At 73.6% G+C, this 13,634-nt stretch carries 15 protein-coding genes; 9 read left to right on the top strand and 6 right to left on the bottom strand.

Annotated features, from left to right (window positions below):
- The first annotated feature begins 25 nt into the window (after positions 1-25).
- The 4 genes from ACQEVZ_RS02955 to eda are packed head-to-tail and all read left to right on the top strand — an operon-like array spanning position 26 to position 3,901.
- Complete coding sequence (locus tag ACQEVZ_RS02955) at positions 26-1,012, top strand: sugar phosphate isomerase/epimerase family protein (RefSeq protein WP_433360908.1); 987 nt, start codon at positions 26-28, stop codon at positions 1,010-1,012.
- A complete protein-coding gene (locus tag ACQEVZ_RS02950) occupies positions 1,012-1,971 on the top strand; it encodes a 1-phosphofructokinase family hexose kinase (RefSeq protein ID WP_433360905.1) in 960 nt (319 codons plus the stop codon). The genes ACQEVZ_RS02955 and ACQEVZ_RS02950 overlap by 1 nt, the downstream gene beginning before the upstream one ends.
- Positions 1,968-3,281: an FGGY-family carbohydrate kinase gene (locus tag ACQEVZ_RS02945; RefSeq protein ID WP_433360902.1), complete on the top strand. Its 1,314-nt coding sequence runs from the start codon at positions 1,968-1,970 to the stop codon at positions 3,279-3,281. The genes ACQEVZ_RS02950 and ACQEVZ_RS02945 overlap by 4 nt, the downstream gene beginning before the upstream one ends.
- Positions 3,278-3,901: a bifunctional 4-hydroxy-2-oxoglutarate aldolase/2-dehydro-3-deoxy-phosphogluconate aldolase gene (gene eda, locus ACQEVZ_RS02940; RefSeq protein ID WP_433360899.1), complete on the top strand. Its 624-nt coding sequence runs from the start codon at positions 3,278-3,280 to the stop codon at positions 3,899-3,901. The genes ACQEVZ_RS02945 and eda overlap by 4 nt, the downstream gene beginning before the upstream one ends.
- A 52-nt stretch (positions 3,902-3,953) precedes the next feature.
- Here the strand turns inward: eda and ACQEVZ_RS02935 are convergent, their stop codons facing one another.
- Positions 3,954-4,094, bottom strand: a complete 141-nt coding sequence (locus tag ACQEVZ_RS02935; RefSeq protein WP_433360896.1) for a hypothetical protein — start codon at positions 4,092-4,094, stop codon at positions 3,954-3,956.
- Between the two features lie 17 nt (positions 4,095-4,111).
- Positions 4,112-4,870, bottom strand: a complete 759-nt coding sequence (locus ACQEVZ_RS02930) for a maleylpyruvate isomerase family mycothiol-dependent enzyme (RefSeq protein ID WP_433360893.1) — start codon at positions 4,868-4,870, stop codon at positions 4,112-4,114.
- A 69-nt stretch (positions 4,871-4,939) separates the two neighbouring features.
- Between ACQEVZ_RS02930 and ACQEVZ_RS02925 the strand changes: the two genes are divergently transcribed.
- Positions 4,940-5,410 (top strand): cupin domain-containing protein, encoded by a 471-nt coding sequence (locus ACQEVZ_RS02925; RefSeq protein ID WP_433360890.1) that lies wholly within the window; start codon positions 4,940-4,942, stop codon positions 5,408-5,410.
- Position 5,411: 1 nt separating this feature from the next.
- On the opposite strand, the gene ACQEVZ_RS02920 is transcribed toward ACQEVZ_RS02925, so the two are convergent.
- On the bottom strand, positions 5,412-8,174 hold the full coding sequence (locus ACQEVZ_RS02920) for an FtsX-like permease family protein (protein ID WP_433360887.1): 2,763 nt from the start codon (positions 8,172-8,174) through the stop codon (positions 5,412-5,414).
- 159 nt (positions 8,175-8,333) lie between these two features.
- Between ACQEVZ_RS02920 and ACQEVZ_RS02915 the strand changes: the two genes are divergently transcribed.
- Positions 8,334-8,741 carry a nitroreductase family deazaflavin-dependent oxidoreductase gene (locus tag ACQEVZ_RS02915; protein ID WP_344505411.1) on the top strand — a complete coding sequence of 136 codons (408 nt, stop codon included), beginning with the start codon at positions 8,334-8,336 and terminating at the stop codon, positions 8,739-8,741.
- Here the strand turns inward: ACQEVZ_RS02915 and ACQEVZ_RS02910 are convergent.
- The 3 genes from ACQEVZ_RS02910 to ACQEVZ_RS02900 all read right to left on the bottom strand — a co-directional run bounded on the left by ACQEVZ_RS02910 (position 8,738) and on the right by ACQEVZ_RS02900 (position 10,303).
- A complete protein-coding gene (locus tag ACQEVZ_RS02910; protein ID WP_433360883.1) occupies positions 8,738-9,133 on the bottom strand; it encodes a hypothetical protein in 396 nt (131 codons plus the stop codon). The two genes, ACQEVZ_RS02915 and ACQEVZ_RS02910, sit on opposite strands and share 4 nt — an antisense overlap.
- Positions 9,130-9,699 (bottom strand): hypothetical protein, encoded by a 570-nt coding sequence (locus ACQEVZ_RS02905; protein WP_433360880.1) that lies wholly within the window; start codon positions 9,697-9,699, stop codon positions 9,130-9,132. The genes ACQEVZ_RS02910 and ACQEVZ_RS02905 overlap by 4 nt, the downstream gene beginning before the upstream one ends.
- 238 nt (positions 9,700-9,937) lie before the next feature.
- Entirely contained in the window at positions 9,938-10,303 is a 366-nt protein-coding gene (locus tag ACQEVZ_RS02900) for a hypothetical protein (protein ID WP_433360877.1), read from the bottom strand.
- 57 nt (positions 10,304-10,360) lie between these two features.
- Between ACQEVZ_RS02900 and ACQEVZ_RS02895 the strand changes: the two genes are divergently transcribed.
- From ACQEVZ_RS02895 to ACQEVZ_RS02885, 3 genes are all read left to right on the top strand, one after another.
- Entirely contained in the window at positions 10,361-11,242 is an 882-nt protein-coding gene (locus ACQEVZ_RS02895) for an HAD family hydrolase (protein ID WP_433360874.1), read from the top strand.
- Positions 11,243-11,361: 119 nt separating this feature from the next.
- Entirely contained in the window at positions 11,362-12,957 is a 1,596-nt protein-coding gene (locus ACQEVZ_RS02890) for a protein kinase domain-containing protein (protein ID WP_433360871.1), read from the top strand.
- Positions 12,958-13,034: 77 nt separating this feature from the next.
- A complete protein-coding gene (locus ACQEVZ_RS02885; protein WP_433360868.1) occupies positions 13,035-13,568 on the top strand; it encodes a DUF3455 domain-containing protein in 534 nt (177 codons plus the stop codon).
- The last annotated feature ends 66 nt before the right edge of the window (positions 13,569-13,634 follow it).

Genomic DNA, 13,634 nt, shown 5'->3' with positions numbered 1-13,634 from the left:
CTTCGTTCTCGGAAAGGACCTTGAAATGAAGCCCCAACCCTTCCGTGTCCACGACCAGCGGGTCGTCAAGGCGTTCGTCGAGGCACGCCGCTCCCACACCGCCGACGAGCCGCGCCTGAAGTTCGGCTGGAGCAACTGGGGCTTCGGCACCGAGGAGCTCGGCGTGTCGGCGCAGCGGCTGGCGAAGTACGGCGTGCAGTACATCGAGCTGCACGGCAACCTGTACTCCGACGACTTCGGCTACAAGCCCGACGCCACCCTCAAGACCCTCGGCGACCACGGCATCACCGTCTCGGGCATCTGCGGCATGGTCACCCCCGACCAGGAGTTCGCGCACAACAAGCCGCACGTGCGCGCCCGGGCCGTGGAGTACTTCCGCCGGCAGGCCGCCTTCACCCAGGCCGTCGGCGGGACGTACCTGCTCTTCGGCGCGGGCTCGGTCGGGCGCCCGGCCGCGTTCGACTCCTACGAGCTGGAGCGCTCGGCGAGCACCATGCGCCACGTCGCCGACGACTTCGCCCGGGCCGGCATCCGCGGTGCCGTCGAGCCGATCCGGCCCGAGGAGACGAGCGTCGTGCACACCTTCGAGCAGGCGCTGCGGCTGCTCGACCTCGTCGACCACCCGGCGATCTCGCACATCAACGGCGACACTTACCACATGCTCAGCGGCGAGCTGCACATCGGCGCCACGCTGCTCGACCACGGCCCCCGGATGCTCAACCTGCACCTGGCCGACACCAACCGGCGCGCCCTCGGCCACGGCCTGCTCGACCTCGACGTCATCATCATGGCGTTGTACGCGATCGGCTACCAGCACGGCGACAACTACTGCTCGGCCGAGCCGCTCGGCGCCGGCGGCAACCCGTACGCGGCGATGAACCTGCCGCCGCAGGCCGACAGGCTCGACGAGCTCGTCCGGGTCACCGCGCAGACGTTCCGCGAGCGGGAGCAGGAGGTCCTCGCGGCCTCCGACGAGGAGCTGTTCGCGCTGTACCAGATCGACGGCGAATAGTGACCGGCTTCACCCTGCACGTGGTCTGCCCCAACCCGGCCCTCGATCGGCTGCAGGTCGTCGAGCACTTCGCGCCGTTCGAGGTCAACCGGGTCGTGGACGTGCAGAGCCTCCCCGGCGGCAAGGGCATGATCGTGTGCCGGGGCGCCCGGCGCCTCGGGGCGACCGTCGCCGCCCACGGCTTCGTCGGCGGCTTCGTCGGCCAGGTCATCCGCCGCGGCTGCGAGGAGATGGGCGTCGCCGACCGGCACATCGAGATCGCCGGCGACACCCGGGTGACGCCGGTCGTCATCGAGCGGGCCACCGGGCGCTCGACGGTGCTCAACGAGCGCGGTCCCCAGGTCACCCGCGGCGAGCAGGAGCAGCTCGCCGCGGGCCTGGCCGCCGCGCTCCGGCCGGGCGACGTGGTCGTCTCCACGGGCAGCCTGCCGCCCGGGTGCGCGCCCGACCTGCACGCCGTCGTCGCCCGCGCGGCCCTGAGCCACGGCGCGACCGCCCTCGTCGACGCCCACGGCGACGCCCTCGCCCGGGTCATCGACGACGCCGACACCCGCGGGACCCGCGGCGGCCGGCTGGTGATCAAGCCCAACGCCCACGAGCTGGCCGGCATCCTGGGCCGCGAGCTGTCCGACCCGGCCGACCTGCTCGCCGCCGCGCGCGAGCTGCACGCCGCGACCGGCGCCACCCTCGTGGTCACCAGCGGCGCGGGCGGCGCGGTCTGGGTCGGCCCCGGCGAGCAGTTCACCGCGGACAGCCCGGCGGTCGACACGGTCAACGCCACCGGCTCCGGGGACTCGTTCCTGGCCGGGCTCGCGGTGGCACTCGGCCGCGGGGAGACGCCGGAAGCGGCCCTGACCCTGGCGGCGGCGATGGGCGCGGCCAACGCGGCCTCGCTCGCCCCGGACGTCGACCCGGACCTGGTCGCCACCCTCCGCGAGCGCGTGACGGTCTCCAAATGAGCTTGTTCCTCGGTGTCGACATCGGCACCACCCGGACGAAGGTCGGCTGCTACGACGCCGAAGCCGGACGGCTCATCGCGCTGTACTCGGCGCCGACCGAGGTCAGCGACGACGCGTGGGGCGGGCGGCGCGACCCCGCCGGGCTCACCGCGGCGGTGGCTGGGCTGCTGCGGCAGCTGCTGGACGACCCGGCCGTCCGCCCGCAGGCCGTCGCCGGCATTGGCGTCGGCTCCGTCGGCGAGGAGGTCGTGATGCTCGGCGCCGGCGGCGAGGTCACCGCCCCGGTGCCGGCCTGGTTCGCCGGCCACGGCCGCGAGGCCAAGCCGCACGCGGGCGAGGCCTGGGCGGGCGTCGACGACACGTTCTCCGTCTTCAAGCTGCTTTGGCTGGACCGCGCCGGCCTGCTCGGCGGCGCCCGCACGTTCACCTCCCTCGCCGACTTCGTCGCCCGGGACCTTCTGGCCGACCCGTCCGCGCCGGTGTTCCTCAACGTCTCGCACGCCTCCCGCACCGGCCTGCTCGACGTGCGGGCCGGCACCCTGGACGAGGCGGCCCTGCCCTCCCTCGGCCTGGGTGCCCTGCGCCTGCCCGCCCTCACCGGCAGCGCCACGGTCGTCGGGCACACCTCCGGCGCCGGGGTCCTGCCCCGGGGCGTCGCCGTCGTCACCGGCGGCCACGACCACATGTGCGGGGCCTTCGGCTCCGGCGTGCGCAAGCCCGGCGACGTCTACGTCTCGGCGGGCACGTCGGAGGCGCAGGTGCTGCTCGTCGACGCCCTGCCCGAGCGGGTCGACGCCGGGATCGACGTGGGCGTGTTCGTGGCGGGCGGGCTGCGGTACCTGCACCGCGCCACCCCGTCCGGCCGGTTCTACCAGTCGTGGCGGCGGATGCTGTACGCCGAGCAGCCCGACGACGTCATGTGGTCCGAGGTCGACGCGGCCCTGGACACCGTCGGCCCGGCCGGCATCGACTCGGACGCGCGCACGGTCCGCCCGGCCGCCCTGCCCATGGACGTCACCCGGGCCCAGGCCATGGCCAGTCTCCTCAAGGGCCTGGCCGTCGAGGCCGACGCCACCACCACCCGTCTCGGCGCACTCGGCGGCACCCGTATCGCGGACGTGACCGTCGCGGGCGTCGCCGCCGGCTGGGCTCCCTGGCGCCGGCTGCGCCAGGACGCCACCGCGCGCCGGCTGCGCTTCGTCGCCGAGCCGGAGGCCACCGTCCTCGGCGTGGCCGCCCTGGCCCGGCTCGGCGTCACCGGCGCGGCCGACGTTCCCACCCGAATCCTCGCGAAGGACCCCGCCTCATGAGCAGCATTGTCGATGTCGTCGGCGGCAACCGGATCGTCCCCGTGGTCGTGCTGGACGACCCGGCCGCCGCGGAACCCCTGGCCGAAGCCCTGGTGGCCGGCGGCCTGCCGATCGCCGAGGTCACGTTCCGCACGGACGCGGCCGCCGCGGCGATCGCCCGGATGGCCAGGCACGGCGACGTCACGGTCGGCGCCGGCACGGTCACCACCCCGGCCCAGGTCGACGCGGCCGTGGCGGCGGGCGCCACGTTCGTCGTCTCCCCGGGCCTCAGCGCCGCGGTCGTGTCCCGGTGCCGTTTCCACAACGTGCCCGCCCTGCCCGGCGCCACCACGGCGACCGAGATCATGGCGGCGCTGGAGCTGGGCGTCGACGTGCTGAAGTTCTTCCCCGCGGGCACGTCCGGCGGTGCCCGCGCGGTGGCCGCGCTCGCCGCCCCGTTCGCCCAGGTCCGCTTCGTGCCGACGGGCGGGATCGACGCGTCGAACGTGCGTGACTACCTCGGCGTGCCCTCGGTGCTGGCCGTCGGCGGCAGCTGGATGGTGCCCCGCGCGTCCATCGCCGCAGGCGACTTCGCCACGGTGACCGCCCTCACCGCCGAGGCCGTGGCCGCCGCGGCGTGATCAGAGCAGGTTGAGGAGCCGTTCGGCCTGCTGGTCGAGGGTGCCGGGTGGGTTACGGCGGCACCAGGTCGGGGCGTCGGGCGTGCACCCGGTGCAGCACGGCCCACTCCCGGCGGTGTTCGCCGCGCGACCACGACACGTACCGCTTGATCAGCCGGCCCCCGTCGACGTGAAGATGGTGCGTCTGCGACACCCGTCGAACCTAGGCCGTCAGGGCTGCTCGTCGGGGTCCCAGGCGACGAGCAGGTCGAAGTGGCGGCGGTCGCCGGTGAGGGGCAGGGAGTCGAAGGGGATGCGGCCGTACAAGGTGAGGACCAGGTCGCTGGCGGTGGCGTGCAGGGCGGCGTCGGCCGGGGTCGGGGCCGGGGAGCGGGTGAGGCGGACGGCGTCGGCGGTGAGGGACAGGCGCCAGGAGCGGCCCTCGGTGGCGTGGTAGTCGAGGGTGGCGGGGGTGTGCGGCCAGTGGTAGGCGCCGGCGCAGCAGGTGGCGAGGAACTCGTCGACGCCGTCGAGGGCGATGGCGGTCGGGAGAGGTTGTGGGGCGCCGGTGGTGAGCTGGGCGTCGTACGTGTGCACGGCGACCTCCTGGAGCTGGTGGCGGGCCACGGCGCCGCTGGTCTGCGGGGACTCCGAGTCCGCCCACCAGGTCCAGCAGTCGCGGTCGGGGCCGGCGGACCGCAGCGCGTCCAGCAGCTGCCGCGTCGAGGCGGCCAGCCAGGGCAGCAGGGCCGAGGGATCCTGTGGCGCGGGTTCAGCCGGGACGGGCGGCGGCGGGGGAGTGGACGCGGGGCCGGCGGCGACGATCGACGCCCACTTGCGGCGGCCGTCGCCCAGGTGGTGTGCCAGGTCGAGCAGCGTCCACCCGGGACAGGTCGGCACCTGCGCGTCGAGTGCGGGCGCGGCGGCGACCGCGGCGCTGAAGGCGGTGGACCGTTCGTCGATCAGCCGGAGCAGTTCAGGAAACTCCACCCGGGTTGTGTACCACCGGGCGAAGGGGACGGGACAGCGAGTTTCGGGCGCGGCAGGCAGACTGTGATCATGGACGGGGATGTGTCGATGCGGGCGTTGCTGGTGCCGCCGGGTGATGGTGAGCTGATCGACGTGGCGGGGGTGGAGCACCTGTTCCGCCTGACGTCGGCGCAGACCGGTGGGCGGTTCGGGTTCGAGGAGTTCACGCTCGGGCCGGGCACGGTCGGCGCGCGGCCGCACGTCCATCACGCGCACGACGAGTTCTTCTATGTGCTGGACGGGGAGCTCACGCTGCACGACGGCAGCGGCGAGGTCACGGCCGGGCCGGGGAGCCTGCTGGCCGCGCTGCGCGGGGCGCCGCACGGGTTCCGCAACGCCGGCGACGCGCCCGCGCGGGGGCTGTGCCTGTACACGCCGGCCGGGTACGAGGACTACTTCCGGCAGGTGCACGCGGCGGTCGCCAGCGGTGCGGAGGTCGACGACGAGATGCTCAACGAGTTCCGCGGCCGGTTCAACACCACCCCGCACCGGACCGCCTGAGCTACTCCTCGGCGAGCAGCCTCGCCTTCGGCAGGCCGCGCAGGGACCGCACCGGCAGGATCGCGGCGGCGACGGCCAGCAGCGTGCCGGCGAGGGCCGCGGCGGCGGCGACCGCGAACGAGGCGCCGGTGAGCTCGGAGCTGAGCAGGGCGGCGGTGCCGAGCGCGATCCCGGTCCCGGTGGTCGCGCCCAGGACGCCGAGGGCCAGCGCCTCGTATCCGGCGAGGCGGGCGGTCCACGCGTCGGTCCAGCCCACCGCGCCCAGCAGGGCGAACTCGGCGGCCCGTTCGCGGATGTTGACGTAGAGGACGTCGGCGACCGTGGCGGCGCCGAGCAGGGTGGTGAGTGCCGCCGCGATGTAGTCGGTGGCCTGCACCTGAACGGTGATCGCGTCGCCCAGGACCGTACCGGAGACGCTGCCGCGGAACGTCAGATTGATGATGACGAGGAGGGTCAGCGAGGCCACGCCGATCGCCAGGCTGGCCGCGCCGACGGCGGTGCGGCCGGGGGTGCGCAGGACGTTGCCGAGGGCGAGGCCGGCGATGCGCTGCGGGGCCCGGCGGCGGCGGGCCGGCGCGACCGCGGGCCGCACGGCGGCGGCCGGGTCGGCGCGGGTGGCCCGCCACGCGGGTGGCAGCGCCGCCAGGAGACTCAGCAGCAGGGCCGCCGGGATGGCCAGGAGCGCGTAGCCGGCGCCGAGGTCGACGCCGAGCACGCGGGACAGCGCCAGCGCCAGGATCGTGCCCAGCAGGCCGGCGACCGCTCCCACCGCCGTCGACTCCGCCGCCACGAGCGCGAACAGGCGCCCGCGGGGCCAGCCGACGCAGGCGAGCACGGCGAGCTCGGTGGACCGGCCGCGGACCGCCGCGCCGGTCGCGTTGCCGACGGCGAGGGCGCAGGCGACCAGGACGAGGATCGACAGGACCAGCGACTTGCGGTCGATCGCGGACACGATGGTGGTGGCGACGCCGAGCTTCAGCCAGTTGTCGCGGACGGCGAGGGCCGGGCGGCCGAACTTGCCGGCCGGCAGCGCCAGCGGCACGGCCGCCGCCGACGAGCCGACGGTGAGGTCGACCCGCAGCCCGGTCGCGAGGTGGATCTGGTCGGCGACGGCGCGGACCCGCTCCCGGGAGAACGCGTCCATGCCGACGGTGCCCGCGACGCGGACCCGCACCATCGAGATCGGGGCGCCGGCGTCGACGCCGTGCGCCGGGTCCAGGCTGTTGTACGGCGCCCGGTGCAGCGCCGGCAGCGCCGACAGCGTGGTGAGCAGGTGCGGCCGCTGGCCGAGCGGGCCGGCGAAGCTGGTGCCGGCGATCAGTGGCCGGTCGCCGAGCGCGGCGAGGGCCGCGTCGTCGGCGCCGGTCGCGGCGGGCACGGCGTACAGGTCGAACGGCGGCCGGGACAGGGCCGGGCCGGTGTCGACCTTCGCCGGGTCGTACACGCCGACGCCGCGCAGGAACGCGCTGGCCGTCTTGGAGTCACCGTCCCGCCCGTGCCGGACGACGGCGCGGACGGGGTCGTCGGCGAGGCCCATCGGCAGCGGCTTGCTGTCCGGCATGCCGTGCGGGACCTTCCCCCACTCGCCGCCCGAGTAGGGCACCACGGCAGCGGAGCCGTCCGCGAGCGTCAGGGGGCTGGTGGTCCACCACTCGTTGACGACCGAGGTGCCCGCCGCCGGTGGGAAGCCGCCGGCGCCGGGAGGGTGCGCGATCGCGTCGAGCACGGCCGGGTACAGGTCCTGCGCGCTGAACGCCCGCGCGCCGATCGGGGTGGACGGCTGGGTGGCGTAGTAGTCGACCGCGTTGTCCAGCCGCATGCCGGCGCCGGTCTTGTCGGCCGCGTCGCCGCCGATGCGTTCGATCTCCACGCGCACCTGCTGGTCGAGGTCGAGGCTGCCGGCGGCGAGGACCGGGATGCCCGCGGCGGTGTCGCCGGCGTTCAGGTAGCCGCCGGAGACGACGGCGCGGTCGAGGCCGTCGAGCCTGGCCTCCTGCACCGGGTCGATCGCGGCGAGCAGCAACGGGATCGGGAAGAGCACCCGCACCTGCGGCCGCGGGGTCTGCTCGATGCTGGACGTGGGGTCGCTGGACCAGCAGTGGGCCTCGGTGCGGTCGCTCACCGACAGCGCGTCGACTGTGTCGAAGTACCCGGTGATGCCTTCGCACACCGCGGTCACGCCGGCGGCGCCGTGCTCGCGGATCTCCGGCGGCTTGGGCAGGGCCGAGCTGTCGTAGTTCTTGCCCTCGATCCACGGCTCCCCCGGCACGAACTCCAGGGCGTTCCTCGTCGCGTAGAGGTACTTCGGCCCGTCGGCGATGCTGGACAGGCCCCGGTCGCCGGTGAAGACGGGGCGGACCCGCAGCACCTGCCGCTGCCCGCCGGCGGCGACGTGGTCGGTGAGGTCGACGGTGATGACGGCGGTCTGCATGACGTAGCCGGCCATCGCGACGGGCGCGGCCACGTCCACGCCGGGCAGGTCGAGGATCCGCCGCCACTGCGCCTCGGTGATGCCGCCGTAGGTGGAGGTGACCCGGTCGGTACGGACCAGCCCGTCCTCCGATGGCACGGCGGCGGGCGGGCGGACCAGGATGTCGTACGTGGGCCGGAAGTTGGCCTGCACCGTGCCGTTGACCTGGACCTGCGAGCCGCGGGACGCCGACGCCAGCAGTGCGAAGCTGGCCACGGCCACGGCGACCGCCGCGATCGTGGCGACCAGCCGGCCGCGGCGGAAGAGCAACTGAGCGCGGATCAGCGAGAACAACGGCCACCCCCGGCAGCGGATCATCCACGCAGGGACGTCCGACGCATTCAGGGCCCCCGCTCCGTGCACCGACCATCCATTGATCCGGCTCTTGTGTCAAGACGCGAAAAAACGGGTGCCCAGGCGCGGTCGGTCGGGGTCAGTGGAAGACTGATGACCATGAGCGACTGGAATGACAAGATCATTGAAGAGTTCCGCGCCAACGGCGGCAAGGTCGGGGGCAACTTCGAGGGCGCTCCGCTGCTGTTGCTGCACACGGTCGGCGCCCGCAGCGGCCAGGAGCGGGTCCACCCGATGATGTACCAGAAGGTCGACGGCGGGTACGCCGTGTTCGCCTCCTACGCCGGCGCACCCACCAACCCGGCCTGGTTCCACAACCTCGTCGCCCAGCCCCGGGTCACGGCCGAGATCGGCACCGGCACGCAGGAGCTCGTCGCCCGGGTGACCGACGGGGATGAGCGGGAGCGGATCTGGACCGCGCAGAAGGCGGCGTACCCGGGCTTCGCCGACTACGAGCTCAAGACCACGCGGCAGATCCCGGTCGTGGTCCTGGAGCCCGCCGCCTAACGCGGAAGGGAGGCGCCGGACGGCTCGCGCAGCCCTCGGTGGACGGCGAGCGCGCCGAGCAGGGTGACGGCGCCGTCCACCAGCAGCGCCAGGCGGATGCCGGACAGCAGGGTCGGGGCGGCCGCGGCGACGGCGCTCATCACCGGGATGCCGACGGTGAGCGCCACCTGCTGGGTCAGCGTGCTCAGCCCGGTGGCGAGACCCTGCTCGCCGTCGGGCAGGCCGGAGGTGGCCGTCACCGTGTACGCGACGATCGCCGCCACGTGCCCGACGAAGCCGACGGTGAAGGCGAGCATGAGCCGCCCGTACATGGCCCGGGAGTCGCCGACCCGGGTCGCCGTCGGCTGCGGCGCTGCAGCTGCTGGCGCGGACGGTCTACGGCTGAGGCTCACGCCGCGCGGAGGTGCTCCTCGGCGGCGGCGGGTGCCGTCTCGTAGATCATGAAGGTCTGCGCGTCGGCGGTCTCGCAGCGGACCCGGTTGTCGGAGATGCGGCGCAGCCACGTGTTGATGGCCCGGTCGAGGCGGTAGGCGTCGATGTTGTGCCGGCAGATGTCCAGCGAGATGACGCCGTCGTGCTGCTCGGCGTGGCGGTACATCGCCTCGATGAGCTTCACGAACATGCCGTGCTCGTGGGTGGGCACGGCGACGAAGCCGCAGTACCAGATCCGCTGGTCGGCGTAGTGCACCGGCCAGCGCCGGGCGAAGTACTCCGGCGAGATCAGCGGCCAGGCGCTGAGCTGGTTGGTGTATGTGGCGAGCCCGAGCAGGACACCGTCGTCGGAGTACGCGAGCCACTTCTCGACCCGGCGGTCGGACATGACGTCGTCGAACTCCGAGCGGTACATGAGATGCCGTTGAACGGTGAGCGCGTTGAGGTGCCGGAACGCTGCCTCGTACAGCTGCCATGCCTGTTCGAGCTGCTCGTCGACGAGATCCGTGCGGACGTCGATCTTCATCTGACGCCTCCCGAGTACGTTCGGTACAGAAGGTGTGTACAGAATGTACGTACGGATCGAGAGATCGACAATCAGCGAAATTCCCGCCATAAGGGAGGCCACAACCGGGTGTGCAGGACTCCGAGTCCAGGACTCGCGGGCCGGTCCCGCCTCGGGCCCCGATCCGGATGCGGGGGAGCGGGCAACCGGACGTCCGGCGGTGCACCGCGCAATGTGCATGTTCCGAACCTGCGCTGTATCAACGGACGCGTCGTGCGCTCCCGCAGTCGAGTCCGGTTGGCTCGAGCACCTCGATGTCGACGACAGTCGTACAGGTGGGATCGAGACTGAGCCAGATGACGTCCACCCCGTCCCGCTCCAGCAGAGCAAGGTAAGGCCCAGCCGCCCCGGGCGGCGCGGTCAACAGGTTGGTGCAGGTCTCCGTGCAGGCGCAGCGCCCGTGGAACCGCAGGCCCCCCACCGTGCCGGCGAGCGGGTGCGACGGATCGTCGAGCCTCAAGAGCCGGTCGACCTCGGCCACGAGCCTCGGAAACACTTCGGCCATCCGAGGCAGGTCGGCGTCGCTCCCCATGCTGCCGAGGAGAACCTGGCCGCCATCGCCCACCTCGCGAGCATACGGCGGGAGTCGATCAGCCCTGGCCGGTCCTGCTAGGGTCCGCACATGTCAGGGCGGGGGCAGCGGCATCACCGGGAGCTGCTGGTCTCCGACCTTGACGGAACGCTTCTTCGACCAGACGCGACGTTGAGCGCGTTCACGATCAGCGTGATCAACGAGTACATCGCCGATGGCGGACTGTTCACCTACGCGACAGCCCGGTCCTACACCTCTGCCGCGCGCGTGACCGCGCCGTTGCGGCTGCGGCTTCCGGTTCTGACGTACGGCGGCGCGGTCGTCGTGGACCCGGCGACCGGCCAGGCCCGTCAGGCGCAGTTCCTGCCGGTCGCGCTGGTGGAGGAGGTGTTTCGTCGAACCGAGGGTTCACGGCTCGTGCAGCCGATTGTCTTCGCCATTCGGGAGGGCAGGGACCGTGCCTGCTGGCTGGCCGACCGGATCACACCTGGGGTGGCGGATTATCTGCGCACCCGAGCCGGCGACCCGCGGCTGCTGGCCCTTTCCAGCTGGTCGGGCATCGATGCGGCATCGGTGTTCTACATCTCCTTGATCGGCGACCGGCAGCTGTTGCACGAGCTCTTCGAGCAACTCGCCGACCTTCCCGGCGGCTGCCACTTCGTCCTCGCCGAGGACATCTACTCGGCCGGGCAATGGTGGCTGGAGCTGACCTCGAGCAGCAAGGCCGCCGCGGTTGCCGCGTTGAAGGCCGAAGTAGCGGCAGAAACGGTGACATGCTTCGGTGATCAGCTCAACGACCTGCCGATGTTCGCGGTCGCCGACACGGCACTGGCGGTCGCGAACGCCGCGGCCGAGGTCCGCGCGGCCGCCACACAGGTGATCGGCGCCAACGCCGACGACGGCGTGGCCCGCTGGATCGCCGCGACCGCGACTTCAGGCCGGGGTGCCGCCGAAGCCCGACAGCACCACTGAGGGCGCCATGGGTATCGTCCGTGGCCGGGTAGCCGATCCCGGGCCTCGTCCTGGCCTTTATCGGACAGTGATGTTTGTATCTGGCTCGATGGGGAATCGAGGCGCAGGTGCAAGGGCGGGTGTTGGGTGGGCGGTACCACCTCGACGAGGTGCTGGGTGTGGGTGGCATGTCGACGGTGTGGCGTGCCCACGACGTGGTGCTCGGGCGGGACGTCGCGGTCAAGGTGTTGTCGGGGCGGCACGCCGGTGACGCCGGATCGCGGCGGCAGATCCGGGTCGAGGCCCGCGCCGCCGCCGGGCTGGCGCACCCGAACGTCGCACAGGTCCACGACTTCGGTGAGACCGTCGAGGACGGGCAGCGCACGCCGTACATCGTGATGGAGCTGGTGCCCGGACCGACGCTGCATCAGCGCTTCGCCGGCGCGCCGCTCCCGCCGCCGCTGGTGTTCCGGATCTGTGCCGAGGTGGCCGCGGGGCTCGCCGCCGCGCAGGCCGACGGTCTCGTGCACCGCGACGTCAAGCCCGCCAACGTGATCCTCGCCCCGGCTGGGGCGAAGGTCGTGGACTTCGGCATCGCGGCCGGGTTCGGCGCCGTCGAGGACGACGACCTGCTCGGCACGCCGGAGTACCTGGCGCCGGAGCGGATGACCGAGGATGCCGTCACGCCCGCGTCCGACGTCTACAGTCTCGGTGTCCTGCTGTACCGGCTGCTGGCGGGCCACCTGCCGTGGACCGCTTCCGGGTCGGCCGGCCTGCTCGAGGCGCACCTGCTCACGCCACCGGCGGCGCTGCCGGCGTTACCGGGCGTGCCTTCGGCGCTCGCGCGGCTGTGTGAACGGTGCCTGGCAAAGGATCCGGCGGACCGGCCGACCGCGGCGGAGGTGGCCGCCATCCTTGCGGCAGCCGCCGTGTCCACGCGGGTCGGCGCGTTCGGCGCGGCCTTTCCTGACGCCGCCGGTGACGAGCCGGCCGTTGCGGCGTCTGTACGCGCACCGGCCGCGACCGGTGGTGCCACAGCGGTCGTGCCCGGTGGCTCTGCGGCGGCCGCGCAAAGTGGCGCCACGGCAGGCGCTGCCGGTGGTGCCATGGCGGGTGCGGCCGGTGGTGGCGTGGCGGGCGGGTCGGTCGGTGGTGGGTGGCGCCGGACGCGGCTCGCCGCCGGGCTGGCCGGGGCGACGGCCGCTGGGCTGCTCGTCTGGCTGGTGCTGCCGGCACCCGACCCCATCTCGACGGCTCCCGCGCAGGCGGATCCCGGTGTACAGAACCCAACAACACCCGCGGGGTTGACGCCGGCGGGTCTGCCGTCCGCCGGGACCGTTTCCCCAACGCCCGGGGCGTCCGGCACATCGGCGGCATCGGCGGCGTCCGGCCCGTCGGCACGCCCCGCCGGCGGCACCGGGTCGGGTGTCCCGTCGTCGCCAGGCAGCGTTGCGCCGGCGAGCGTGACTCCGACGAGCGCGGCGCCGCCGACCGGCCCCGGCGCGGCGGAGACGTTCGCATCCGAAGGAGGGACCGTCCGGGCCCGGTGCGCCTCGCCGGGCGTCGCGGAGCTGCTCTCGTGGGCGCCGGTGGCCCCGTACCGGACGGACTGGGTGAGCGCGGGCCCGGCCGCCGCCGCGACCGTTACCTTCGTGCACGGCAACCGGACCGTCGGCATGACCGTCACGTGCGGCGGCCTGGACCCCAGCTCCGGGACCACCACGACCGGCGGCTGACGTTTCAGCGCGGTTTCAGCGCCCACCGGCACGGTTTCCTCATCAGCACTCCGAACTCGGGATCGAGGAAACGACTCATGAAGATGCGCAACCTTGCCGTCGTCGCGGCCGCGGCGGCCGTCCTGCTCGGCACCGCCGGGGCGCAGGCGTCCGCCGGGGCACAGGCGTCCGGCCCGGAGGTGCCCGACGCGGTGCGGGTGCCGGCCGGCAACGTGCTCGTCGCGGCGTTCCTGGCGCGTGGCGTGCAGGTGTACCAGTGCACGGGCGGCGCCTGGTCGTTCGTCGAGCCGGCCGCGCACCTGGCCGGCTGGGCGAAGCGGCCCGGCAGCCTCGCCACGGCCGTGCACTTCCGCGGCCCGACGTGGGAGTCCACAGAGGACGGTTCGCTGGTGGAGGCGAAGGCCGTCGCTTCGTCGCCGGTGCCCGGGTCGATCCCGCAGCTGCTGCTGCAGGCGACCCGCACCCGCGGCGACGGGGTCCTCGGCGCCGTCAGCTACATCCAGCGCCTGTCGACCCGCGGCGGCACCGCCCCGGCCGGCACCTGCACCGACGGCGCGACGACCGGCGTCCCGTACACCGCTGACTACCGCTTCTACCAGCCGGCCAGCTGAACATCGCTGCGCGCTGCCGTGCGCCGCCCGCCGTCGACGCGGGCGGCGCACGCGGGCGTCAGCGCG

This window comes from Dactylosporangium sp. CA-152071, assembly GCF_050936335.1.
Taxonomy (GTDB): Bacteria; Actinomycetota; Actinomycetes; order Mycobacteriales; family Micromonosporaceae; genus Dactylosporangium; species Dactylosporangium maewongense.
This window is presented reverse-complemented; position numbering and strand designations above follow the sequence as displayed.

Coding starts and splice junctions, on each gene's coding strand:
- ACQEVZ_RS02915 (WP_344505411.1), top strand. CDS start 8,334: ATGAGCGACTGGAATGACAAGATCATTGAAGAGTTCCGCGCCAACGGC.
- eda (WP_433360899.1), top strand. CDS start 3,278: ATGAGCAGCATTGTCGATGTCGTCGGCGGCAACCGGATCGTCCCCGTG.
- ACQEVZ_RS02885 (WP_433360868.1), top strand. CDS start 13,035: ATGAAGATGCGCAACCTTGCCGTCGTCGCGGCCGCGGCGGCCGTCCTG.
- ACQEVZ_RS02895 (WP_433360874.1), top strand. CDS start 10,361: ATGTCAGGGCGGGGGCAGCGGCATCACCGGGAGCTGCTGGTCTCCGAC.
- ACQEVZ_RS02945 (WP_433360902.1), top strand. CDS start 1,968: ATGAGCTTGTTCCTCGGTGTCGACATCGGCACCACCCGGACGAAGGTC.
- ACQEVZ_RS02955 (WP_433360908.1), top strand. CDS start 26: ATGAAGCCCCAACCCTTCCGTGTCCACGACCAGCGGGTCGTCAAGGCG.
- ACQEVZ_RS02905 (WP_433360880.1), bottom strand. CDS start 9,699: ATGAAGATCGACGTCCGCACGGATCTCGTCGACGAGCAGCTCGAACAG.
- ACQEVZ_RS02925 (WP_433360890.1), top strand. CDS start 4,940: ATGGACGGGGATGTGTCGATGCGGGCGTTGCTGGTGCCGCCGGGTGAT.